The 23,581-nt window shown below is 68.9% G+C and carries 18 protein-coding genes; 13 read left to right on the top strand and 5 right to left on the bottom strand.

The window, feature by feature from the left end; translation table 11 throughout:
* The first annotated feature begins 86 nt into the window (after positions 1 to 86).
* From rpoB to tuf, 6 genes are all read left to right on the top strand, one after another.
* A complete protein-coding gene (rpoB, locus tag ACLQ2N_RS24410) occupies positions 87 to 3,572 on the top strand; it encodes a DNA-directed RNA polymerase subunit beta (RefSeq protein ID WP_425816255.1) in 3,486 nt (1,161 codons plus the stop codon).
* Between the two features lie 130 nt (positions 3,573 to 3,702).
* Positions 3,703 to 7,602: a DNA-directed RNA polymerase subunit beta' gene (locus ACLQ2N_RS24415; protein ID WP_164398880.1), complete on the top strand. Its 3,900-nt coding sequence runs from the start codon at positions 3,703 to 3,705 to the stop codon at positions 7,600 to 7,602.
* 444 nt (positions 7,603 to 8,046) lie between these two features.
* Positions 8,047 to 8,418, top strand: a complete 372-nt coding sequence (gene rpsL, locus ACLQ2N_RS24420; RefSeq protein ID WP_003948652.1) for a 30S ribosomal protein S12 — start codon at positions 8,047 to 8,049, stop codon at positions 8,416 to 8,418.
* 2 nt (positions 8,419 to 8,420) lie between these two features.
* A complete protein-coding gene (gene rpsG / locus ACLQ2N_RS24425; RefSeq protein WP_073964452.1) occupies positions 8,421 to 8,891 on the top strand; it encodes a 30S ribosomal protein S7 in 471 nt (156 codons plus the stop codon).
* A 38-nt stretch (positions 8,892 to 8,929) separates the two neighbouring features.
* Entirely contained in the window at positions 8,930 to 11,059 is a 2,130-nt protein-coding gene (gene fusA / locus ACLQ2N_RS24430) for an elongation factor G (protein WP_073964451.1), read from the top strand.
* 158 nt (positions 11,060 to 11,217) lie between these two features.
* A complete protein-coding gene (gene tuf / locus ACLQ2N_RS24435; protein WP_018101246.1) occupies positions 11,218 to 12,411 on the top strand; it encodes an elongation factor Tu in 1,194 nt (397 codons plus the stop codon).
* A 99-nt stretch (positions 12,412 to 12,510) separates the two neighbouring features.
* On the opposite strand, the gene ACLQ2N_RS24440 is transcribed toward tuf, so the two are convergent.
* The 3 genes from ACLQ2N_RS24440 to ACLQ2N_RS24450 are packed head-to-tail and all read right to left on the bottom strand — an operon-like array spanning position 12,511 to position 14,843.
* The gene (locus ACLQ2N_RS24440) at positions 12,511 to 12,975 is read right to left on the bottom strand and encodes a GNAT family N-acetyltransferase (RefSeq protein ID WP_425816256.1); all 465 of its coding nucleotides are present in this window, start codon (positions 12,973 to 12,975) and stop codon (positions 12,511 to 12,513) included.
* Positions 12,976 to 12,987: 12 nt separating this feature from the next.
* Positions 12,988 to 13,659, bottom strand: a complete 672-nt coding sequence (locus ACLQ2N_RS24445; RefSeq protein ID WP_425816257.1) for a response regulator transcription factor — start codon at positions 13,657 to 13,659, stop codon at positions 12,988 to 12,990.
* Complete coding sequence (locus ACLQ2N_RS24450; RefSeq protein ID WP_425816258.1) at positions 13,656 to 14,843, bottom strand: HAMP domain-containing sensor histidine kinase; 1,188 nt, start codon at positions 14,841 to 14,843, stop codon at positions 13,656 to 13,658. Before ACLQ2N_RS24450 ends, ACLQ2N_RS24445 begins: the two co-directional genes overlap by 4 nt.
* Before the next feature lie 115 nt (positions 14,844 to 14,958).
* Here ACLQ2N_RS24450 and ACLQ2N_RS24455 point away from each other — a divergent pair, with 115 nt between their 5' ends.
* The 6 genes from ACLQ2N_RS24455 to ACLQ2N_RS24480 all read left to right on the top strand — a co-directional run bounded on the left by ACLQ2N_RS24455 (position 14,959) and on the right by ACLQ2N_RS24480 (position 21,132).
* On the top strand, positions 14,959 to 15,906 hold the full coding sequence (locus ACLQ2N_RS24455; RefSeq protein ID WP_425816259.1) for an ABC transporter ATP-binding protein: 948 nt from the start codon (positions 14,959 to 14,961) through the stop codon (positions 15,904 to 15,906).
* Positions 15,903 to 17,414 (top strand): ABC transporter permease subunit, encoded by a 1,512-nt coding sequence (locus ACLQ2N_RS24460; protein ID WP_425816260.1) that lies wholly within the window; start codon positions 15,903 to 15,905, stop codon positions 17,412 to 17,414. Before ACLQ2N_RS24455 ends, ACLQ2N_RS24460 begins: the two co-directional genes overlap by 4 nt.
* Entirely contained in the window at positions 17,411 to 18,184 is a 774-nt protein-coding gene (locus ACLQ2N_RS24465) for an ABC transporter permease (protein WP_425816261.1), read from the top strand. Before ACLQ2N_RS24460 ends, ACLQ2N_RS24465 begins: the two co-directional genes overlap by 4 nt.
* Positions 18,185 to 18,213: 29 nt before the next feature.
* A complete protein-coding gene (locus ACLQ2N_RS24470; protein WP_425816262.1) occupies positions 18,214 to 18,666 on the top strand; it encodes a hemerythrin domain-containing protein in 453 nt (150 codons plus the stop codon).
* An 82-nt stretch (positions 18,667 to 18,748) separates the two neighbouring features.
* Positions 18,749 to 19,417, top strand: a complete 669-nt coding sequence (locus tag ACLQ2N_RS24475) for a GAP family protein (RefSeq protein ID WP_425816263.1) — start codon at positions 18,749 to 18,751, stop codon at positions 19,415 to 19,417.
* A complete protein-coding gene (locus ACLQ2N_RS24480; protein WP_425816264.1) occupies positions 19,414 to 21,132 on the top strand; it encodes a SulP family inorganic anion transporter in 1,719 nt (572 codons plus the stop codon). The genes ACLQ2N_RS24475 and ACLQ2N_RS24480 overlap by 4 nt, the downstream gene beginning before the upstream one ends.
* Positions 21,133 to 21,140: 8 nt before the next feature.
* Here ACLQ2N_RS24480 and ACLQ2N_RS24485 read toward each other — a convergent pair.
* A protein-coding gene (locus ACLQ2N_RS24485; protein ID WP_425816265.1) for an IS5 family transposase occupies positions 21,141 to 21,958 on the bottom strand; the annotation gives its coding sequence in 2 pieces (ribosomal slippage) (positions 21,141 to 21,610 and positions 21,610 to 21,958; 819 coding nt in all).
* Positions 21,959 to 22,092: 134 nt separating this feature from the next.
* Here ACLQ2N_RS24485 and ACLQ2N_RS24490 point away from each other — a divergent pair.
* A complete protein-coding gene (locus ACLQ2N_RS24490) occupies positions 22,093 to 22,632 on the top strand; it encodes an AAA family ATPase (RefSeq protein WP_425816266.1) in 540 nt (179 codons plus the stop codon).
* A gap of 52 nt (positions 22,633 to 22,684) precedes the next feature.
* On the opposite strand, the gene ACLQ2N_RS24495 is transcribed toward ACLQ2N_RS24490, so the two are convergent.
* Positions 22,685 to 23,460 (bottom strand): IS5 family transposase gene (locus ACLQ2N_RS24495; protein WP_425816290.1). Its coding sequence is split into 2 segments (ribosomal slippage): positions 22,685 to 23,310 and positions 23,310 to 23,460, totalling 777 coding nucleotides; the frame shifts between segments, so codons are not numbered across the junction.
* Between the last annotated feature and the right edge of the window lie 121 nt (positions 23,461 to 23,581).

The raw sequence follows: 23,581 nt of genomic DNA on the forward strand, positions 1-23,581 counted from the left end.
ATCCCTGATCTGGGATTTTCTGCCCTCATGTCCAGTTTGGGACCGGTACGCGCGTAGTGAGTCCGAGCCCTCGGAAGGACCCCCTCTTGGCCGCCTCGCGCAACGCCTCGACCGCGAATACGAACAACGGCGCCAGCACCGCCCCGCTGCGCATCTCTTTTGCAAAGATCAAGGAGCCCCTCGAGGTTCCGAACCTCCTCGCGCTGCAGACCGAGAGCTTTGACTGGCTCCTCGGCAACGCCGCCTGGAAGGCTCGCGTCGAGGCTGCTCTGGACAGTGGACAAGACGTCCCCACCAAGTCCGGCCTGGAGGAGATCTTCGAGGAGATCTCCCCGATCGAGGACTTCTCCGGGTCGATGTCGCTCACGTTCCGCGACCACCGCTTCGAGCCCCCGAAGAACTCGATCGACGAGTGCAAGGAGCGCGACTTCACGTACGCCGCCCCGCTCTTCGTCACGGCCGAGTTCACCAACAACGAGACCGGCGAGATCAAGTCCCAGACGGTCTTCATGGGCGACTTCCCGCTCATGACCAACAAGGGCACCTTCGTCATCAACGGCACCGAGCGTGTCGTGGTGTCGCAGCTGGTCCGCTCGCCGGGTGTCTACTTCGACTCGTCGATCGACAAGACGTCCGACAAGGACATCTTCTCCGCCAAGATCATCCCCTCCCGGGGTGCCTGGCTGGAGATGGAGATCGACAAGCGCGACATGGTCGGTGTCCGCATCGACCGCAAGCGCAAGCAGTCGGTCACCGTCCTCCTGAAGGCGCTCGGCTGGAGCACCGAGCAGATCCTCGAGGAGTTCGGCGAGTACGAGTCCATGCGCGCCACCCTGGAGAAGGACCACACCCAGGGCCAGGACGACGCGCTGCTCGACATCTACCGCAAGCTCCGCCCGGGCGAGCCGCCCACCCGCGAGGCCGCTCAGACGCTGCTCGAGAACCTCTACTTCAACCCGAAGCGCTACGACCTCGCGAAGGTCGGCCGCTACAAGGTGAACAAGAAGCTCGGCGCGGACGAGCCGCTGGACGCCGGCGTGCTCACTACCGACGACGTCATCGCGACCATCAAGTACCTGGTCAAGCTGCACGCCGGTGAGACCGAGACGGTCGGCGAGTCCGGCCGGACGATCGTCGTCGAGACCGACGACATCGACCACTTCGGCAACCGCCGCCTGCGCAACGTCGGCGAGCTCATCCAGAACCAGGTCCGTACGGGTCTCGCCCGTATGGAGCGCGTCGTGCGCGAGCGCATGACGACCCAGGACGTCGAGGCGATCACGCCGCAGACCCTGATCAACATCCGGCCGGTCGTCGCCTCCATCAAGGAGTTCTTCGGCACCAGCCAGCTGTCGCAGTTCATGGACCAGAACAACCCGCTGTCGGGGCTCACCCACAAGCGCCGTCTGTCGGCTCTTGGCCCGGGTGGTCTCTCCCGTGAGCGGGCGGGCTTCGAGGTCCGAGACGTGCACCCGTCCCACTACGGACGCATGTGCCCGATCGAGACCCCCGAAGGCCCGAACATCGGTCTGATCGGTTCGCTCGCCTCGTACGGCCGCGTCAACGCGTTCGGCTTCATCGAGACGCCGTACCGCAAGGTCGTCGACGGCCAGGTCACCGACGAGGTCGACTACGTCACCGCCGACGAGGAAGACCGTTTCGTCATCGCCCAGGCGAACGCGACGCTCTCCGATGACCTGCGCTTCACCGAGCCCCGCGTCCTGGTCCGCCGCCGTGGCGGCGAGGTCGACTACGTCCCCGGTGACGAGGTCGACTACATGGACGTCTCGCCGCGCCAGATGGTGTCCGTCGCGACCGCGATGATCCCCTTCCTGGAGCACGACGACGCCAACCGTGCCCTCATGGGCGCGAACATGATGCGCCAGGCCGTCCCGCTCATCAAGAGCGAGGCGCCGCTCGTCGGCACCGGCATGGAGTACCGCTGCGCCACCGACGCCGGTGACGTCCTGAAGGCCGAGAAGGACGGTGTGGTCCAGGAGGTCTCCGCGGACTACATCACCGTCACGAACGACGACGGCACGTACACCACGTACCGCATCGCCAAGTTCATGCGCTCCAACCAGGGCACCTCGGTCAACCAGAAGGTCGTCGTCTCCGAGGGCGACCGCGTCATCGAGGGCCAGGTCCTCGCCGACGGCCCGGCCACCGAGTTCGGTGAGATGGCGCTCGGCAAGAACCTGCTCGTGGCCTTCATGCCGTGGGAGGGTCACAACTACGAGGACGCGATCATCCTGTCGCAGCGCCTCGTGCAGGACGACGTCCTCTCCTCGATCCACATCGAGGAGCACGAGGTCGACGCCCGTGACACCAAGCTCGGCCCCGAGGAGATCACCCGGGACATCCCGAACGTCTCCGAGGAGGTCCTCGCCGACCTGGACGAGCGCGGCATCATCCGTATCGGTGCCGAGGTCGTCGCCGGCGACATCCTCGTCGGCAAGGTCACGCCCAAGGGTGAGACCGAGCTGACCCCCGAGGAGCGCCTGCTCCGCGCGATCTTCGGTGAGAAGGCGCGCGAGGTCCGCGACACCTCGCTGAAGGTGCCGCACGGTGAGATCGGCAAGGTCATCGGCGTCCGCGTCTTCGACCGCGAAGAGGGCGACGAGCTGCCGCCGGGCGTGAACCAGCTGGTCCGCGTCTACGTCGCGCAGAAGCGCAAGATCACCGACGGTGACAAGCTCGCCGGCCGTCACGGCAACAAGGGCGTCATCTCGAAGATCCTGCCGATCGAGGACATGCCGTTCCTGGAGGACGGCACCCCGGTCGACATCATCCTCAACCCGCTGGGTGTCCCGTCCCGAATGAACCCGGGACAGGTCCTGGAGATCCACCTCGGCTGGCTCGCCAGCCGCGGCTGGGACGTCTCCGGCCTCGGTGACGAGTGGGCCAAGCGCCTGCAGGCCATCGGCGCCGACCAGGTCGCCCCCGGCACCAACGTCGCCACGCCCGTCTTCGACGGTGCGCGCGAGGACGAGATCTCCGGCCTCTTCGAGGCCACGATCCCGAACCGCGACGGCATGCGTCTGGTGCAGCCCTCCGGCAAGGCCAAGCTGTTCGACGGCCGCTCCGGCGAGCCGTTCCCGGACCCGGTCTCGGTCGGCTACATGTACATCCTCAAGCTGCACCACCTGGTCGACGACAAGCTCCACGCCCGCTCGACCGGCCCGTACTCCATGATCACGCAGCAGCCGCTGGGTGGTAAGGCGCAGTTCGGTGGGCAGCGATTCGGTGAGATGGAGGTGTGGGCCCTTGAGGCTTACGGCGCCGCTTACGCCCTCCAGGAACTGCTGACGATCAAGTCCGACGACGTCACCGGCCGCGTGAAGGTCTACGAGGCGATCGTCAAGGGCGAGAACATCCCCGAGCCGGGCATTCCCGAGTCCTTCAAGGTGCTCATCAAGGAAATGCAGTCGCTCTGCCTCAACGTGGAGGTGCTGTCCTCGGACGGCATGTCCATCGAGATGCGCGACACGGACGAGGACGTCTTCCGCGCGGCGGAGGAGCTCGGTATCGACCTGTCCCGGCGCGAGCCGAGCAGCGTCGAAGAGGTCTGACGGGTTGGCCGGCCGGATCCCCGTGATCCGGCCGGCTCTCCCCGGACCCGTTCAGACCATTGCTGAAGTGCCCCGATTTTCTCGCGTGACGCGAGAGGGCTCGAACCCCCGAAAGAGGGATTGACGACAAGTGCTCGACGTCAACTTCTTCGACGAGCTGCGGATCGGCCTTGCCACCGCGGACGACATCCGTACCTGGTCCCACGGCGAGGTCAAGAAGCCGGAGACCATCAACTACCGCACCCTCAAGCCCGAAAAGGACGGACTCTTCTGCGAGAAGATCTTCGGTCCGACCCGGGACTGGGAGTGCTACTGCGGCAAGTACAAGCGTGTCCGCTTCAAGGGCATCATCTGTGAGCGCTGTGGCGTCGAGGTCACGCGCGCCAAGGTGCGCCGTGAGCGCATGGGCCACATCGAGCTCGCCGCTCCCGTCACCCACATCTGGTACTTCAAGGGCGTCCCGTCGCGCCTGGGCTACCTGCTGGACCTCGCGCCGAAGGACCTCGAGAAGGTCATCTACTTCGCCGCGTACATGATCACGTTCGTGGACGAGGAGCGCCGCACCCGCGACCTCCCCTCCCTGGAGGCCCACGTCTCCGTCGAGCGCCAGCAGATCGAGAACCGCCGCGACTCCGACCTGGAGAACCGCGCCAAGAAGCTCGAGACCGACCTGGCCGAGCTGGAGGCCGAGGGCGCCAAGGCCGACGTGCGCCGCAAGGTGCGCGAAGGTGCCGAGCGCGAGATGAAGCAGCTGCGCGACCGTGCGCAGCGCGAGATCGACCGCCTCGACGAGGTGTGGAGCCGCTTCAAGAACCTCAAGGTCCAGGACCTGGAGGGCGACGAGCTGCTCTACCGCGAGCTGCGTGACCGCTTCGGCACGTACTTCGACGGCTGCATGGGCGCCGCCGCGCTGCAGAAGCGCCTGGAGTCCTTCGACCTCGACGAGGAGGCCGAGCGCCTCCGCGAGATCATCCGTACCGGCAAGGGCCAGAAGAAGACCCGTGCGCTCAAGCGCCTCAAGGTCGTCTCCGCGTTCCTGCAGACCAGCAACAAGCCCAAGGGCATGGTGCTCGACTGCGTGCCGGTCATCCCGCCGGACCTGCGTCCGATGGTGCAGCTGGACGGTGGCCGCTTCGCGACCTCCGACCTGAACGACCTGTACCGCCGCGTGATCAACCGCAACAACCGCCTGAAGCGGCTTCTCGACCTCGGCGCGCCCGAGATCATCGTGAACAACGAGAAGCGCATGCTCCAGGAGGCCGTGGACGCCCTCTTCGACAACGGTCGTCGTGGCCGCCCGGTCACCGGACCCGGCAACCGCCCGCTGAAGTCCCTCAGCGACATGCTGAAGGGCAAGCAGGGCCGCTTCCGTCAGAACCTGCTCGGTAAGCGTGTGGACTACTCCGCGCGTTCCGTGATCGTCGTCGGTCCGCAGCTGAAGCTGCACCAGTGCGGTCTGCCGAAGGCGATGGCGCTGGAGCTGTTCAAGCCGTTCGTGATGAAGCGCCTGGTCGACCTGAACCACGCGCAGAACATCAAGTCGGCCAAGCGCATGGTCGAGCGCGGCCGCACCGTGGTGTACGACGTCCTCGAAGAGGTCATCGCCGAGCACCCGGTGCTGCTGAACCGTGCGCCCACGCTGCACCGCCTCGGCATCCAGGCGTTCGAGCCGCAGCTGGTCGAGGGCAAGGCCATCCAGATCCACCCGCTCGTCTGCACCGCGTTCAACGCGGACTTCGACGGTGACCAGATGGCCGTGCACCTGCCGCTGTCCGCGGAGGCGCAGGCCGAGGCCCGCATCCTGATGCTGTCCTCGAACAACATCCTCAAGCCGGCCGACGGCCGCCCGGTCACGATGCCGACCCAGGACATGGTGCTGGGTCTGTTCTTCCTGACCACCGACGGCGAGCTGCGTGACACCAAGGGCGAGGGCCGCGCGTTCGGCTCCACGGCCGAGGCGATCATGGCGTTCGACGCCGGCGAGCTGGCGCTCCAGTCGTCCGTCGACATCCGCTTCCCGGTGGGCACCATCCCGCCGCGTGGCTGGGTGCCGCCGGTCGCCGAGGAGGGCGAGCCCGAGTACCAGCCGGGTGACACCTTCCGGCTGCGGACGAGCCTGGGCCGCGCGCTCTTCAACGAGCTGCTGCCCGAGGACTACCCGTTCGTCGACTACTCGGTCGGCAAGAAGCAGCTCTCCGAGATCGTCAACGACCTCGCCGAGCGCTACCCCAAGGTCATCGTGGCGGCGACGCTCGACAACCTGAAGGCGGCCGGCTTCCACTGGGCGACCCGTTCGGGCGTCACCGTGGCCATCTCCGACGTCGTCGTGCCCGAGGCCAAGAAGGCCATCGTCAAGGGCTACGAGGAGCAGGACGAGAAGGTCCAGAAGCAGTACGAGCGCGGTCTGATCACCAAGGACGAGCGCACGCAGGAGCTCATCGCGATCTGGACCAAGGCGACCAACGAGGTTGCCGAGGCCATGAACGAGAACTTCCCCAAGACGAACCCCATCTTCATGATGGTTGACTCGGGTGCCCGAGGAAACATGATGCAGATGCGTCAGATCGCCGGTATGCGTGGTCTGGTGTCCAACGCCAAGAACGAGACGATCCCGCGTCCCATCAAGGCGTCCTTCCGTGAGGGCCTCACCGTTCTGGAGTACTTCATCTCCACGCACGGTGCCCGTAAGGGTCTGGCGGACACCGCCCTGCGTACCGCCGACTCGGGTTACCTGACCCGTCGTCTGGTGGACGTCTCGCAGGACGTGATCATCCGCGAGGAGGACTGCGGCACCGACCGCGGCCTCAAGCTGAAGATCGCCGTCAAGGGTGCCGACGGCGTCCTCCGCAAGACGGACGACGTCGAGACCTCGGTCTACGCCCGCATGCTCGCCGAGGACGTCGTGGTGGACGGCAAGGTCATCGCGCCTGCCAACGTCGACCTCGGTGACGTCCTGATCGACGCCCTGGTGGGCGCCGGCGTCGAGGAGGTCAAGACCCGCTCGGTCCTGACCTGTGAGTCCGCGGTCGGCACCTGTGCCTTCTGCTACGGACGCTCGCTCGCCACCGGCAAGCTGGTCGACATCGGTGAGGCGGTCGGCATCATCGCTGCCCAGTCCATCGGTGAGCCCGGTACCCAGCTGACGATGCGTACCTTCCACACCGGTGGTGTGGCCGGTGACGACATCACCCAGGGTCTGCCGCGTGTCGTCGAGCTCTTCGAGGCGCGTACGCCCAAGGGTGTCGCCCCGATCTCCGAGTCCGCGGGCCGTGTCCGCATCGAGGAGACCGAGAAGACCAAGAAGATCGTCGTCACCCCGGACGACGGCAGCGACGAGATCGCCTTCCCGATCTCCAAGCGCGCCCGTCTCCTGGTCGGCGAGGGCGACCACGTCGAGGTGGGCCAGAAGCTCACCGTGGGTGCCACCAACCCGCACGACGTGCTCCGGATCCTCGGTCAGCGCGCGGTCCAGGTCCACCTGGTCGGCGAGGTCCAGAAGGTCTACAACTCGCAGGGCGTGTCGATCCACGACAAGCACATCGAGATCATCATCCGGCAGATGCTCCGCCGCGTGACGATCATCGAGTCCGGCGACGCGGAGCTGCTGCCGGGCGAGCTCGTCGAGCGCTCGAAGTTCGAGACCGAGAACCGTCGCGTGGTCACCGAGGGCGGTCACCCCGCCTCCGGCCGTCCGCAGCTGATGGGTATCACCAAGGCGTCGCTGGCGACGGAGTCGTGGCTGTCCGCGGCCTCCTTCCAGGAGACGACCAGGGTCCTGACGGACGCGGCGATCAACGCCAAGTCCGACTCCCTGATCGGCCTCAAGGAGAACGTCATCATCGGTAAGCTCATCCCGGCCGGTACGGGCCTGTCCCGCTACCGCAACATCCGGGTCGAGCCGACCGAGGAGGCCAAGGCCGCGATGTACTCGGCCGTCGGCTACGACGACATCGACTACTCGCCGTTCGGCACGGGCTCCGGCCAGGCCGTTCCGCTGGAGGACTACGACTACGGTCCGTACAACCAGTAAGCGAGTCGCTTGATACGACCGGAGGGCGGTCATCCCGTACGCGGGGTGGCCGCCCTTCGGCGTGTGATGCGTCATAGCGTCGCACCGGGGCGGGCGGGGCCCGGGGCCCCGGCGGGGCTCGTACGGGCCTCAGAGGCGCCCTCAGGGGGCCGTGAGGCATCCGTACGGGTCGGGACAAGCCGGGCGCACGGGACGGGCCCCCGCGCTGGACGCCATTTGTTTTGACCCAGGTCCGTGAGGTAGGTACGCTCAGACCTTGTGCCTGGGGTGTGCCTGGGTTCGTGTGCGTGTCCTCAACCGCATGGCGAGCCTGTCTTCGGCCACCGTGATCCGTGCTCCTCATGCCGTTCCGGTACGGGCTCGCAGGATTCGACACACCCGACCGCGTGGGTCGGCGACGTTCCAGGTTAGTTTCACCGACGGCACACAGAAACCGGAGAAGTAGTGCCTACGATCCAGCAGCTGGTCCGGAAGGGCCGGCAGGACAAGGTCGAGAAGAACAAGACGCCCGCACTCGAGGGTTCGCCCCAGCGCCGCGGCGTCTGCACGCGTGTGTTCACGACCACCCCGAAGAAGCCGAACTCCGCGCTCCGGAAGGTCGCACGTGTGCGTCTGACCTCGGGCATCGAGGTCACGGCCTACATCCCGGGTGAGGGACACAACCTGCAGGAGCACTCCATCGTGCTCGTGCGTGGTGGCCGTGTGAAGGACCTGCCGGGTGTTCGTTACAAGATCATCCGCGGCTCGCTCGACACCCAGGGTGTCAAGAACCGCAAGCAGGCCCGCAGCCGCTACGGCGCCAAGAAGGAGAAGTAAGAATGCCTCGTAAGGGCCCCGCCCCGAAGCGCCCGGTCATCATCGACCCGGTCTACAACTCTCCTCTTGTCACGTCGCTGATCAACAAGATCCTGCTCGACGGCAAGCGTTCCACCGCCGAGCGGATCGTGTACGGCGCCATGGAGGGTCTTCGTGAGAAGACCGGCGCCGACCCGGTCATCACGCTGAAGCGCGCGCTGGAGAACGTCAAGCCCTCGCTCGAGGTCAAGTCCCGCCGTGTCGGTGGCGCCACCTACCAGGTGCCGATCGAGGTCAAGCCCGGTCGTGCCGCCACCCTGGCGCTCCGCTGGGTCGTGGGTTACTCCCGCGCCCGCCGCGAGAAGACGATGACCGAGCGGCTCATGAACGAGCTGCTCGACGCCTCGAACGGTCTTGGCGCTGCCGTCAAGAAGCGTGAGGACACCCACAAGATGGCCGAGTCCAACAAGGCCTTCGCGCACTACCGCTGGTAGTCGCTACCCCCATCGAGACCGAGAGAAGACTGAGCCTTATGGCCACCACTTCGCTTGACCTGGCCAAGGTCCGCAACATTGGGATCATGGCCCACATCGACGCGGGCAAGACGACCACCACTGAGCGGATCCTGTTCTACACCGGCGTTTCGTACAAGATCGGTGAGGTCCACGACGGCGCTGCCACGATGGACTGGATGGAGCAGGAGCAGGAGCGCGGCATCACCATCACGTCCGCCGCGACGACCTGCCACTGGCCGCTCAACGATGTTGACCACACCATCAACATCATCGACACCCCGGGTCACGTCGACTTCACCGTCGAGGTGGAGCGTTCGCTCCGCGTCCTCGACGGCGCCGTCACCGTGTTCGACGGTGTGGCCGGCGTCGAGCCGCAGTCCGAGACCGTCTGGCGTCAGGCGGACCGCTACGGCGTGCCGCGTATCTGCTTCGTCAACAAGCTCGACCGCACCGGCGCCGACTTCCTGCGCTGCGTCAGCATGATCGTGGACCGCCTCGGCGCGACCCCGATCGTCATGCAGCTGCCGATCGGTGCCGAGGCGGACTTCACGGGCGTCGTCGACCTGGTGTCGATGAAGGCGTTCGTGTACCCCGAAGAGGCCGCCAAGGGCGAGATGTACAACGTCGTTGACATCCCGGCCGAGCTCCAGGAGCAGGCGGACGAGTGGCGCGGCAAGCTGCTCGAGGCCGTGGCCGAGAACGACGACGCCATGATGGAGCTGTACCTGGAGGGCACCGAGCCCACCCAGGAGCAGCTGCACGAGGCGATCCGTCGCATCACCCTGGCCTCCAAGGGCGGCGCCGACTCCGTCACCGTCACCCCGGTGTTCTGTGGCACCGCGTTCAAGAACAAGGGCGTCCAGCCCCTGCTCGACGCGGTCGTCCGCTACCTGCCTTCCCCCCTGGACGTCGAGGCCATCGAGGGCCACGACCCCAAGGACCCCGAGACGGTCGTCAAGCGCAAGCCTTCGGACGACGAGCCGCTGTCGGCTCTGGCGTTCAAGATCGCGAGCGACCCGCACCTCGGCAAGCTCACCTTCGTCCGGATCTACTCCGGTCGCTTGGACGCCGGCACCGCGGTGCTGAACTCCGTCAAGGGCAAGAAGGAGCGCATCGGCAAGATCTACCGCATGCACGCGAACAAGCGTGAGGAGATCGACTCGGTGGGCGCCGGCGACATCATCGCCGTCATGGGCCTGAAGCAGACCACCACCGGTGAGACGCTGTGCGACGACAAGAACCCGGTCATCCTGGAGTCCATGGACTTCCCGGCGCCGGTGATCCAGGTCGCCATCGAGCCCAAGTCCAAGGGTGACCAGGAGAAGCTGGGTGTCGCCATCCAGCGCCTCTCCGAGGAGGACCCGTCCTTCCAGGTGCACTCCGACGAGGAGACCGGCCAGACCATCATCGGTGGTATGGGCGAGCTTCACCTCGAGGTGCTCGTCGACCGCATGAAGCGCGAGTTCCGCGTCGAGGCGAACGTCGGCAAGCCGCAGGTCGCGTACCGCGAGACGATCCGCAAGGCCGTCGAGCGCATCGACTACACGCACAAGAAGCAGACTGGTGGTACCGGCCAGTTCGCGAAGGTGCAGATCGCCATCGAGCCCCTCGAGGGCGGCGACGCGTCGTACGAGTTCGTCAACAAGGTCACCGGTGGCCGCATCCCCCGTGAGTACATCCCCTCGGTGGACGCGGGTGCCCAGGAAGCCATGCAGTTCGGCGTCCTGGCCGGTTACGAGATGGTGGGCGTCCGCGTCACCCTGATCGACGGTGGTTACCACGAGGTCGACTCCTCGGAACTCGCCTTCAAGATCGCCGGTTCGCAGGCGTTCAAGGAGGGTGCCCGCAAGGCGTCCCCCGTGCTCCTCGAGCCGATGATGGCCGTCGAGGTCACCACGCCCGAGGACTACATGGGCGATGTCATCGGCGACCTCAACTCCCGCCGTGGCCAGATCCAGGCCATGGAGGAGCGCAGCGGCGCTCGCGTCGTGAAGGGCCTCGTGCCCCTCTCGGAGATGTTCGGCTACGTCGGAGACCTCCGCAGCAAGACCTCGGGTCGCGCAAGCTACTCGATGCAGTTCGACTCCTACGCCGAGGTTCCGCGGAACGTCGCCGAGGAGATCATCGCGAAGGCCAAGGGCGAGTAACTCTTCGGAGCACACGCTTTAGGCTTATCACCGGAGCCCGGTCGGGCATTCGTCGCAGCGCGTAAGCAGCGTGGCGAATGCCCCCGGCACCGGCATCCCAGCAAAGATCACCTGGCGCCGATGAAGCAAGGCGTACAGAACCACTCAGGAGGACCCCAGTGGCGAAGGCAAAGTTCGAGCGGACTAAGCCGCACGTCAACATCGGCACCATCGGTCACATCGACCACGGTAAGACGACCCTCACGGCCGCCATTACCAAGGTGCTGCACGACGCGTACCCGGACCTGAACGAGGCCTCGGCCTTCGACCAGATCGACAAGGCTCCCGAGGAGCGCCAGCGCGGTATCACCATCTCGATCGCGCACGTCGAGTACCAGACGGAGTCGCGTCACTACGCGCACGTCGACTGCCCGGGTCACGCGGACTACATCAAGAACATGATCACCGGTGCCGCGCAGATGGACGGCGCCATCCTCGTGGTCGCCGCCACCGACGGCCCGATGCCGCAGACCAAGGAGCACGTGCTCCTGGCCCGCCAGGTCGGCGTCCCGTACATCGTCGTCGCCCTGAACAAGGCCGACATGGTGGACGACGAGGAGATCCTGGAGCTCGTAGAGCTCGAGGTCCGCGAGCTGCTCTCCGAGTACGAGTTCCCGGGCGACGACCTTCCGGTCGTCAAGGTCTCGGCGCTCAAGGCCCTCGAGGGCGACAAGGAGTGGGGCAACACCGTCCTCGAGCTCATGAAGGCCGTGGACGAGAACATCCCGCAGCCCGAGCGCGACGTCGACAAGCCGTTCCTGATGCCGATCGAGGACGTCTTCACGATCACCGGTCGTGGCACCGTCGTCACCGGTCGTATCGAGCGTGGTGTCCTCAAGGTCAACGAGACCGTTGACATCGTGGGCATCAAGCAGGAGAAGACCACCACCACGGTCACCGGCATCGAGATGTTCCGCAAGCTGCTCGACGAGGGCCAGGCCGGTGAGAACGTCGGTCTGCTCCTCCGTGGCATCAAGCGCGAGGACGTCGAGCGCGGCCAGGTCATCATCAAGCCCGGTTCGGTCACGCCGCACACCGAGTTCGAGGCCCAGGCCTACATCCTGTCGAAGGACGAGGGTGGCCGTCACACCCCCTTCTTCAACAACTACCGCCCGCAGTTCTACTTCCGTACCACGGACGTGACCGGCGTCGTGACCCTCCCCGAGGGCACCGAGATGGTCATGCCGGGCGACAACACCGTCATGTCGGTCCAGCTGATCCAGCCGGTCGCCATGGAGGAGGGCCTGAAGTTCGCCATCCGTGAGGGTGGCCGGACCGTGGGCGCCGGCCAGGTCACCAAGATCAACAAGTAAGTCCTTGTTGGTTTGACCTGGTAGCTCCGCACAGAGCACCAAGAAGGGCCCCGTCCCACCGTTCACGCGGTGGGGCGGGGCCCTTCGGGTTCTACGGGCTTACGCGGCAGCCCCGGGCCGCCGGATCATGAACACGTCCACCGGATCCTCCCGCTCGGTCACGAAGCCGTGCCGCTCGTACAGCCGCCGCGCGGCGCTGCCCTGGAGCACGTTGAGCCGCACGGGCGCCCCTTCGGCGTCCGTACGCGCCAGCAGGCGCCGCAGTACGCCGGAGCCGATGCCCCGTCCCTGGAGCGCCTCGTCCAGGAAGAAGCTCTCCAGGCACCACCCGTCCTCGTACGGCCGCAGCGTCACGCTCCCAGCGAACCGGCCGTCCACGACGATGACCGAGGTGTGCTCGGGGACGTACGAGTCGCGCATCCGCTGCCGCACCCGGTGCTCGTCGTAGCGGCCGAGGCGGACCAGGTCGGGGCGCATCACGACGGCCCGGAGCTCGACTATGTCGTCCAGGTCGCCGGGGGCGGCGGGGCGCAGGTCCCAGGCTTGAGTGGTACGTACATGCATGGCGGGAGTCTGTCAGAGGGCGGGCGGCCCGGCGATCCGGTAGCCCACCCCTGGGGTGGTGGTGATGACTCCGGGGGCGCCGAGCTTGCGGCGCAGGCGGCTGATGGTCACGGCGACCGTGTTGGTGAACGGGTCGGCGTGCTCGTCCCAGACTTGTTCGAGCAAGTCCTCCGCGCTCAGGAAGGCGGGGCTCGCGGCCAGGAGCGCTTCGAGGACCGCGAACTCCTTGACCGAGAGGTCGAGCCGGCGGCCGTCGCGCCCGGCGGTCCGGAGCGTCGGGTCGAGCTCGATGCCCGCCGCGCTCAGGGTGCGGGGGCGGGCGGCGGGGCGGCGGCGGGCCAGGGCGCGGATGCGGAGGACGAGCTCGGGGAAGTGGAACGGCTTGCCCAGATAGTCGTCGGCGCCCAGAGTCAGGCCGCTGACCCGGTCCCCGGGGGAGCCGGCGGCGGTCAGCATCAGGACCATCGCGCGGCCGTCCCGCTCGGTGATCATCCGGCAGAGGGTGTCGCCGTGGATGCCCGGCAGGTCCCGGTCGAGCACGACGACGTCGTACGCGGTGGCGTCCAGCTTGGCCGCGGCGTCGAGCCCGTCGTGCGCCACGTCCACGGCCATGCCCTGGTCGCGCAGCCCCTCGGCGACGACCTCGGCGAGGGTGTGGGCGTCTTCGACCACCAGGACTCTCACGGTGCCACCTCCGTGTCCGCGACGGGCAGGGTGAGCGTGACGCGCAGTCCGCCTTCGGCGCGGGCGCACAGGTCCAGGGTGCCGCCGTGGGCGCGGGTGATCGCCGCGACGATGGAGAGCCCGAGGCCGCTGCCCCGGCCGGTGGCGGTCCGGTCGCCGCCCAGGCGCCGGAAGGGCTGGACGAGGTCCGCCACCCGCCCCTGGTCGAGCACCGGTCCGCCCGACTCCACGGCCAGCGACACCGCGCCTTCCTCGGCCCGGACCGCGACACCGATCCAGCCGCCGGGGCCGTTGTGCACGATGGCGTTGTCGACCACGTTGTCCACGGCGCGGCGCAGGAGCGTCGGGCTGCCGGACACCCACGCGGTCCCGTCGGTCCGGTCCTCGCGCACGGTCAGGCCGCCGGCCGCGATGTCGTCCGCGCGGTCCGCCAGCGCGGCCCGGACGAGCGGGGCGAGGGCGAGACGCGTCGTGTCGGTGAACTCGCCCCGGCGGCCGCGGGCCAGGACGAGGAAGTTCTCCAGCAGCCGGTCCACCTGGTCGAGCTCGGCGCGCATCCGGGCGGCCAGCGTGGCCGTGGCCTCGGGGACCGGCCCCGGCTTGGCCAGGGCCACGTCCAGCGAGGCCCGCATCGTGGTGAGCGGGGTGCGCAGTTCGTGGGAGGCGTTCGCGACGAAGAGGCGCTGGCCCTCGAAGGAGCTCTCCAGGCGGCCGAGGAGATCGTCGATCGTGTCGGCGAGCTCCTTCACCTCGTCGCCGGGCCCGTCCATGGCCAGGCGTTCGTGCAGGCCGTCGGCGGTGATCCGGCGGGTGGCCGCCGTCATGACGCGCAGCGGGCGCAGCACCCGGCCCGCGACGAACCAGCCGAGTCCGGCCGAGGCGACCACCATGACGCCGAGGGCGATGGCGCAGCCGAGCAGGATCTGCTGGGTCTGGGTGTCGTGCGCCTGGGCCAGTTGCTGCTCCAGGTCGTCAATGAGGCCCTGGGCCTGTGCCGCCGTCGCGGGTGTGCCGCCACCGGGGGCGGTCCGGCTGTCCCGCGATCCGCCGGAGGCCACCAGGGCCGCGATGGCGAGCAGTGCCGTTCCCGACAGCAGGAACAGCGTCACGTACAGGGCGGTGAAACGGGTGCGGGCGGTGGTGCGGCGCAGGCCCGTGAGCCGTCGGGGAGGACCCCATGTCATGCGCGTGCTCCCCTCTCGCCACGGCCGGTACGGGTCAGGCTAGGCCGAGGCGCCTAACAGCGGGATGACAGCGGCCGTTCGGCTCCTGTGACGCCTCCCCTTCCAGGGTGGGGCCATGAGTGATGAGAGTACGAGCGCGACGATCGAGGTCATCGGTCTCCGCAAACGCTTCGGGCCCCGACTGGCTTTGGACGGCATGACGTTCACCGTGCGCCCCGGCCGGGTGACCGGCTTCGTCGGCCCGAACGGCGCGGGCAAGTCCACCACCATGCGCGTCATCCTGGGCCTCGACGCGGCCGAGGAGGGGAAGGCCCTGGTCGGCGGGGTGCCGTACCGCACCCTGCGCCGGCCGCTCCGGCATCTGGGGGCTCTGCTCGACGCCTCCGCGGTGCAGCCGAGCCGTACCGCCCGTAACCACCTGCTGTGGCTGGCCCACTCCCAGGGTGTGCCGGCCCGGCGCGTGGACGAGGTCATCGAACAGGCCGGACTGGGCCCGGCGGCCCGGCGCAGGGCGGGCGGCTTCTCGCTGGGGATGCGCCAGCGCCTGGGCATCGCGGCGGCGCTCCTCGGCGACCCGCCGGTGATCATGCTGGACGAACCGTTCAACGGCCTCGATCCCGACGGCATCGTGTGGATGCGCGGCTTCCTGTCGTCGCTGGCCCGGGGCGGGCGTGCCGTCCTGGTCTCCAGCCACCTGATGGGCGAACTGGAGGACACCGCCGACCACCTCGTCGTGATCGGGCGCGGCCGGGTCCTCGCGGACACCAGCGTCGCCGGCCTGCTCGCCGAGGCGTCCGGCGACCGGGTCGTCCTGCGCACCTCCGCGCCGGAGCGCGCCGCCGAGGTCCTGCGTGGCGCGGGCGCCGCCGTGCTCGCGACCGGCCCCGGCACCCTCGGCGTCACGGGCCTGGCCGACGAGGCGGTCGTGGCCCTGCTCGCCCGGACCGGGGTGCCGTTCTCGCAGGTGTCCGCGCACCGGGCGACGCTGGAGGAGGCGTACATGGAGCTGACCCGGGACGCGGTGGAGTACCGGGGCGTTCCGGCGGGGGAGGGCACGCGATGAGCGGCTTCCGCACGGGGCGCACCGGCTTCCTCGCGACGCTGCACGCTGAGTGGACGAAGTTCCGTACGGTACGGGGCTGGGTCCTCACCATGGCCGGGGCGTTCCTGGCGACGATCGTGGTCGGCCTGCTCGGAACGGCCGCCCCCGCTCCCGGTGGCGGCGGCTCCTCCTCGTATCCGCGTGGCCCGGGCGGAGAGGCCGTCAACGACAGCTTCTCCTTCGTGCACCGGACCCTCACCGGCGATGGCGCCCTCACCGTCGAACTGCGCTCCCTGACCGGTGTGGCCGACGCCGGAACCGGCGGGACCGCTCGCGGCGTCCAGCCCTGGGCGAAGGCCGGGATCATCGTGAAGGAGAGCCTCGCCCAGGGATCGCCGTACGCGGCGCTCATGGCCACCGGTGCTCACGGCGTCCGCATGCAGTACGACTACACGCACGACACGGCGGGCCCCGGGGCGCCGCAGGGGTGGCTGCGCCTGGTCCGCTCCGGCGACCGTCTCACCGGTTACGCCTCCGCCGACGGCTCCCGCTGGACCGAGGTCGGCCGGGCGAGGCTGTCCGGGCTCGGGCGCACTGTGCGGGCCGGGCTCTTCGCCACGTCGCCGCAGGCGAAGCGGGGCACCGGGGCGGGCGCGGGCTTCGTTCCCGCCGTGGCCACCGGCACCTTCGGCCGCCCCGCCCTCACCGGCGACTGGTCGCGGGCCCCGTGGAGCGGCACGCAAGTGGGCGGCGACGCGGGCACCTCCGGCAGCTACACGAACACCCTCAAGGGCGGCTTCACCCGGACCGGCGACGGGTTCACCGTGACCGGGGCCGGTGACATCGCACCGGTCGTCGGCGGGCCCGTGATGGGCGTCGGCTTCTCCGTCGAGGACTTCCTCGTCGGCACCTTCGCCGGGCTGATCGCCGTGATCGCCGTAGGCGCGGTCTCCATCACCGGCGAGTACCGGCGGGGTCTGCTGCGTACGACCATGACGGCGACGCCTTTGCGAGGCAGGGTGCTCGGCGCCAAGGCGCTGGTGGCCGGGGGCGTCGCGGGCGCTGTCGGCCTGGTGGCCGCGGCGGTCGTGCTTCCCCTCGGTGCGAGCGGTGCGCGCGGCAGGGGCTTCCTCGTCCTCCCCGTCACGGCGGCGACCGAACTGCGGGTCGTGGCCGGGACCGGCCTGCTCTGCGCGGCCGCCGCCGTCTTCGCGCTCGGGGCCGGTGCGCTGCTGCGGCGCAGCGGCACGGCGGTCGCGCTGGTCGTCGCGTCGCTGGTGCTGCCGTTCCTGCTCGCCGCCTCCGGCGCGCTGCCCGCGGGCGTCTCGGAGTGGCTGCTGCGGGTGACCCCGGCCGCGGGCTTCGCCGTGCAGCAGACGCTGCCGCGGTACGCGCAGGTGCTCAGCGTGTACGAGCCGTCGACCGGGTACTTCCCGCTCGCGCCGTGGGCGGGGCTCGCCGTGCTGTGCGGGTACGCGGCGCTCGCTCACGGGCTGGCCGTGGTGCGGCTGCGCGGGAGGGACGTATGAGCGCCCTTCGCGCGGAGTGGACGAAGCTGCGCACGGCGGGGGACCTGGGCAGGCTGCTCCTGCTCGCCGTCGCGATGACCGTGGCGGTCGGCTGCGGCACGGCCGAGGCCGTGAAGTGCCCGGACACGGGATGCGGCGAGGACGCCGTGCGGGTCGCCCTGACCGGGGTCACCGTCGGCCAGGCCGTCGTGGCCGTCCTCGCGGTGCTGGCCGTCAGCGGGGAGTACGGGACCGGCATGATCCGTACGACGCTCACGGCGATGCCGGACCGGATGGCCGTGTTCGCGGCCAAGGCGACGGTCCTCACGGCGGTCGTCCTGGCCTCCGGAACGGCGGCTGTCCTGGCCTCGCTCCTCGGCGGGCGCCTCATCCTGCCCGGCAGCGGATTCACCGAGGCGCACGGCTACGCCCCGTTGACCCTGGCCGACGGCCCGACCCTGCGCGCGGCCGTGGGCTCGGTGCTCTACCTCGCCCTTGTCGCCCTGCTCGGCCTCGGTGTGGCGACCGCCGTACGGGAGGCGGCGCCCGCCATCGGGATCGTGCTCGGGCTGCTCTACGTGTTCCCGGTCGTGATCGGGGTGGTCCAGGACCCGGAGTGGCAGCGCCACCTCCAACAGGTCTCACCCATGCCCGCCGGCCTCGCGGTGCAGGCCACGGTCCATCTGGACGCGCTGCCCATCGGCCCCTGGGCCGGACTGGGCGTGCTCGGGGCATGGGCGGCGGCCGCGCTGCTGGCGGGCGGTCTGCTGCTGCGCGGGCGCGACGCGTAGGCGCTGACATATATGGCAAAGTGCCGCATATGTGCCACTACTGCGGCTGCCGGGAGATCCCGCTGATCAAGGAGTTCATCGCGGAGCACGAGTCCGTCACGGACACGGCGGGCGCGGCCCTGCGCGCGCTGGACGACGGGGACCGGGCCCTCGTCCCGGGTCTGGTCGCCCGCATGGAGCGCGAGCTCGTGGCGCACTGGCGGGGCGAGGAGCAGGGGCTCTTCGCGGTGATGAGCGCCGATCCGGAGTACGCGGACTACATCGACGCGCTCGTACGCGAGCACCGCGAACTCGGCGCGTTCCTGCGGGGGATCGACCTGAGCCGCGAGGAGGACGTCGTCCGGCTGCGCGAGGCGGTGGACGAGCTGCACCACCACATCGCCAAGGAGGAGGACGGCCTGTTCCCGGCGTCGCTCACGGCGCTGACGGGGGAGGAGTGGGACCGGTCCATGGGGGCCTGGCGGGAGGCGCATCCGGCGTAGGGGCCCCCATGTGGCTGCGCCCTGCGGGCGAGGGGCGGTGGGGGCGGTGCTCAATGGAAGGGCCGGGGACGAGGAGGCACACATGGGCGAGGCGATCGGAGCGATGCTCACCTCGGCGGTGGGCATCGCGATCAGCCCGCTGCCGCTGATCGCGGTGATCCTGATGCTGGCCACCCCCAAGGGGCGGACGAACGGCATCGCGTTCACCGCGGGCTGGGTGGCGGGCCTGGCGGCCGTCGTCGCCGTCGTCGTGGCGGCGGGCAGCGGGCTGCACACCGAGGGGGAGAAGCCCTCCTGGGCGTACTGGCTCAAGCTGGCCCTGGGCGTGCTCTTCGTACTGATGGCGTACAAGCAGTGGCGCGGCCGGCCACGCGAGGGGCACGAGGCCGCGGCGCCGAAGTGGATGCGGGCCCTGGACCGGTTCACCCCGGCCAAGGCGGCCGGGCTCGCGGTCGCGCTGGTGGCGGCCAACCCCAAGAACCTGGCCCTGGGCGTCGGCGGTGCCGTCTCGATCGCGACCGCCGACGCGTCGGGTGCGGGCAAGACGGTGGCCGCCGTGCTGATGGTGCTCATCGGCTCCCTGTGCACGCTGCTGCCACTCGGTGTCTACCTGCTGGGCGGCAGTCGCTCGGCCCGGGTGCTGGGCGGGTGGAAGGAGTGGATGTCCGCCCACAATGCGGCGATCATGGCCACCGTCCTCGTGGTGCTCGGCGTCAAGTACATCGGTGACGCGATCACCGGCCTCTCGTGAAGCAGGCGGCCACGAGCCGGGTCCGTCGTGCGCTCGCCGGACTGGGCCGGCCGAAGGCTTCGGACGCGGCCTCCGGGGCGGTGACCGGTCTGTTCTCCATCCCCGAGGGGATGGCGTACGCCTCGATCGCCGGGTTCAACCCGGTCGCCGGGCTTTACGCGGGCGTCGTGCCCGCGATCGTGGGCTCGCTGACCTCCCGTACCGTCCTCATGGTCACCACGCTGACCAGCGCCATCGCCCTGACCTCGAAGAGTGTCCTGTCGGACGCGGGGCTCGACCCCAAGGACGCCGGGAATGTGGCCGTGCTGACCGTGATGGTCGGCGCGGCGATGCTGCTCCTGGGCGTCCTGCGGCTGGGCGCGGTCATGAGCTTCGTGTCGAACGCGGTGATGACCGGCTTCTCCACCGGCATCGCCCTGCAGATCATGACGGGCGTACTGAAGGACGCCACCGCCTATACGCCGCAGGGGCACAACAAGCTCTACCAGCTCGTCGACTGGCTGGTGCACGTCGGGAGCTGGCAGGGCGCGGCGACCGCCACCGCCGCCGTCACGATCGCGATCTGGGCGGCGGCCCGAGCCGTCAAACGCCTCGAACCCGTCGCCCTGCTGATCGCGATGGTCGTGACCAGCATCGGGGCGGCGCTCCTCTCCACCGACGTGGAGCTGGTCAAGGACATCGCCGCCATCCCCACGGCCCTGCCGTCCTTCACCGCGCCGGACCTGTCCGCCGTGCCGCACCTGATCGGCGGGGCGTTCTCGGTGGCGCTGGTCGGCCTCGCCCAGGCCGCGGGGATCGCGCCGTCGATGCCGAACCCGGACGGCGCCCGCTCCGACGTCAACGGTGACTTCCGCTCACAGGGTTACGCCAACCTCGCGGGCGGCCTGTTCCAGGCGATGCCCTCGGGCGGTTCGCTCTCGCGTACCGGCGTCGCCGTCTCGGCCGGGGCCCGCACCCGCTGGGCCGGAGTCGTCTCCGGCGTCTTCCTCGCCCTGGTCGTCCTGGTGGCCGGTTCGCTCGCCGAGCGCATCCCGATGCCCGTGATCGGCGGGCTGATCCTGGTCGTCGGCGGCGAACTCATCTGGGGCAAGCGCCACGACATCCTCCTCGTCCTGCGCACCTCACGGATGTCGTCGGCGGCGATGATCCTCACCTTCCTGGCCACCACCCAGATCCCCCTCCAGCAGGCCATCGTCCTGGGCGCCGTGCTCTCGCTCCTGCTGTACTGCGCCCAGGCCGCGCGGCAGGCGAAGCTCCTGGCCCTGCGCCGCACCCCGGACGGAGCCGATGGCCCCGGACACTGGGAGACCACCGAACCGCCGACCGCCCTCGCACCAGGAACGGTCACCGTCCTGGAGTACGCGGGCTCCTCCTTCTTCGCCGAGCTGCCCAGGATCGAGAACCAGCTGCCCGCGGTGGACGGGGCGCGCGGGGCGGTCCTGGTCCTGACCGTCCGCGCCCTGCCCGACGTGCCCTCCTCGGCGATGCTCAAGCTCCTCGACCGCTACGCCGCCCGCCTGGAGGACCAGGGCGGCCGGCTGATCCTGTGCGGCGTCGAGCCCGCCCTGCTCCGGCTCCTGGAACGCTCGGGCATCGCCGCCCGGCTCGGCCCCGGCGGCGTCGTCCCCGCCGCACCGCGGATCTTCGGCCCGCTGGAGACCGCGTACGCCGATGCGGACCGCTGGGCGTCTGCCCCACGGGCCGACAGGGCTTAGACCGTGTCCTATGTGGCGTGTCGGGCGAGTCGTTTGTAGCAGCAGAGTGCTGCGGCGAGGCCGAGAAAGGCCAGGTAGTTGCGGGGTTGGCGTTCGTAGCGGTGGTTGAGCCTGCGGTAGCCGGCCAGCCAGGACATCGTCCGCTCGATGACCCAACGGCGGCGGCCTAACCGTTCGCTGGATTCGACTCCCTTGCGGGCGATGCGTACGCCGATGTGCTTGCCCCATAGCCATCGCCGCAGGTGAGGGACGTCGTATGCCTTGTCCGCGTGGAGGCGCTGGGGCTTGAAGTAGCGGCCACGGTGGGGGTCGTGTCTCGTTTGGTGACCTGTGATCATGGGCTTCAGGGCGAGGCTGTCGTGGGTGTTGGCCGCGGAGAGGCCGACGAGTAGGGGCAGTCCGTTCGCGTCCGACAGGACGTGCATCTTGGAACCCGGCTTGCCCCGGTCCACGGGGCTCGGACCTGTGAGTTCGCCCCTTTTTTAGCCCTCACGTGGGCGGAGTCGAGCACGGCCCGGGAGAGGTCGAGCAGGCCGGCGTCGTCCAGGCGGTGCAGGATCTCTTCGTGCAGCCGGCCCCAGACACCGGCTCTCGACCAGATCAGGAACCTGCGGTGGGCCGTCGACTTCGATATCCCGAAGCACGGTGGCAGCGCCCGCCAAGCACATCCGCTGACCAGAACGTAGATGATCGCGGCGAACAGCGTCTCATCAGGCGTGTCCTGCGTCCCACCGCCCTGCGGCCGCACCTTCGACGGCGGGATCAGCGGCTCCGCGATCTCCCACAACCCGTCCGGAACAATCCAACTCCACGTACCCCGACCCATGACGAGCTCAACGAGCCAACCCCCACATAGGACACGGTCTAAGAAGTCATCTCGATTGGGACTTCACTTCCTGTCGACGACTCTCAACAGGAGTGCACATACGAGGCCCGCGTTCCTTGACATACGATGCCGAGATGCACTCAGACAGCCCTTGGAACGCGCAGGCTCTCTTGGTCAACGGCACTGTGGGTGTGGGTAAGACCACCGTGGCCGAGGCGGTGGGCGACCTTCTTGCCGACGCCGGGGTATCTCATGCCGTGCTCGACCTCGACTGGCTGAGGAAGTCGTGGCCCGCGCCTCCCGGCGACCGCTTCAATTCCGGCATGCTGCTGCGAAACCTGCGGAGCATTGCTGGCAACTACCTCGATGCGGGAGCAACGCGCCTCGTACTCGCCGGCGTGGTCGAGCACCAGAACGAGCGGAAGAAAATGGCCGATGCCGTAGGCGTCGATCTCACGGTGTGCTGGTTGCGGGCCGAACTGCCAGTCATCCACCGGCGTCTGGCTCAGCGCCACGACAAGGAGCCCGAAGCGCTGCAATGGCACCTGGACCGGTCCGCTGAACTGGACGCAATCCTCAGCCGGGCCGCAGTCGACGACTTCACCATAGACACCACCACCGCGTCCGTCCCCGACGCCGCCGTGTCCGTAATCAAGGCAGCCAACTGGCAGTGACCACCGGACAACTGGACCATTCCATCGCTGGTCAGATCGCGAGTCTGCGGTGTCAGATCAGGGTGGCGGCGATCCCGGCGAAGGCCAGGAAGTGTTCGGCCTTGCGTTCGTAGCGCCGGCGCAGGCGGCGGCACCCGGCCAGCCATGCCACGGTACGCTCTATGGTCCACCGGTGGCGGCCAAGCCGCTGGGAGGATTCGATTCCCCTGCGGGCGATGCGCGGGACAATGTTCCGGTTGCGGAGCCATTTGCGCAGTTCGTCGTAGTCGTAGCCCTTGTCGGCGTGGAGTCTGGCGGGCCGTCGCCGGCGGGGCCCGCGCCGGGAGCGGATCGGTGGGATGCCGCGCACCAGGGGTTCAAGGCCCTGGCTGTCGTGGGTGTTCGCGGCGGAGATGCCGATGGAGAGGGGCAGACCGGTCCGCTCGGTGATCAAGTGGATCTTTGAGCCCTTCTTGCCGCGATCTACGGGATTCGGACCCGTCAGGTCCCCCCCTTCCGTCGCCCGCATGTTCACCGAGTCGATCGCGCACCGCGACCAGTCCAGCTCGCCCCGGGCGCCGAGTTCGTCCAGGACCAGGCGGTGGAGCTTGCCCCAGACACGTGCCCGGGCCCACTCGGTGAAGCGGTGATGTGCAGTGGGCTCAGACGGGCCGAAGCCCGGAAGCAGTTGGCGCCACGGCAGCCTGTCGTGGCCACCAACACGATGGCCGCGAGCACCTGCCGGTCCCCGTATCGACGTCGGCCCCCACCTTGGGGCCGTACCGGAGGAGCCGGTACCACCCGCTGAAACAATTCCCACAACCCATCCGGGATCAGACGTTCCACCATCGTCATCACCCAGTCAGCCTACTAATCAGGCCAGTTGAGACGATCTCTAAGACCGTGTCCTATGTGGGGGTTGGCTCGTTGAGCTCGTCATGGGTCGGGGTACGTGGAGTTGGATTGTTCC

The organism is Streptomyces sp. DT224, from assembly GCF_049844595.1.
In the GTDB taxonomy this organism is placed as follows: Bacteria; Actinomycetota; Actinomycetes; order Streptomycetales; family Streptomycetaceae; genus Streptomyces.

Excerpts from the sequence above, each read along its gene's own strand:
- ACLQ2N_RS24440 (WP_425816256.1), bottom strand. The coding sequence starts at position 12,975 with ATGCATGTACGTACCACTCAAGCCTGGGACCTGCGCCCCGCCGCCCCC.
- rpsG (WP_073964452.1), top strand. The coding sequence starts at position 8,421 with ATGCCTCGTAAGGGCCCCGCCCCGAAGCGCCCGGTCATCATCGACCCG.
- ACLQ2N_RS24460 (WP_425816260.1), top strand. The coding sequence starts at position 15,903 with ATGAGCGGCTTCCGCACGGGGCGCACCGGCTTCCTCGCGACGCTGCAC.
- ACLQ2N_RS24455 (WP_425816259.1), top strand. The coding sequence starts at position 14,959 with ATGAGTGATGAGAGTACGAGCGCGACGATCGAGGTCATCGGTCTCCGC.
- ACLQ2N_RS24450 (WP_425816258.1), bottom strand. The coding sequence starts at position 14,843 with ATGACATGGGGTCCTCCCCGACGGCTCACGGGCCTGCGCCGCACCACC.
- ACLQ2N_RS24490 (WP_425816266.1), top strand. The coding sequence starts at position 22,093 with ATGCACTCAGACAGCCCTTGGAACGCGCAGGCTCTCTTGGTCAACGGC.
- ACLQ2N_RS24475 (WP_425816263.1), top strand. The coding sequence starts at position 18,749 with ATGGGCGAGGCGATCGGAGCGATGCTCACCTCGGCGGTGGGCATCGCG.
- ACLQ2N_RS24465 (WP_425816261.1), top strand. The coding sequence starts at position 17,411 with ATGAGCGCCCTTCGCGCGGAGTGGACGAAGCTGCGCACGGCGGGGGAC.
- ACLQ2N_RS24470 (WP_425816262.1), top strand. The coding sequence starts at position 18,214 with ATGTGCCACTACTGCGGCTGCCGGGAGATCCCGCTGATCAAGGAGTTC.
- fusA (WP_073964451.1), top strand. The coding sequence starts at position 8,930 with ATGGCCACCACTTCGCTTGACCTGGCCAAGGTCCGCAACATTGGGATC.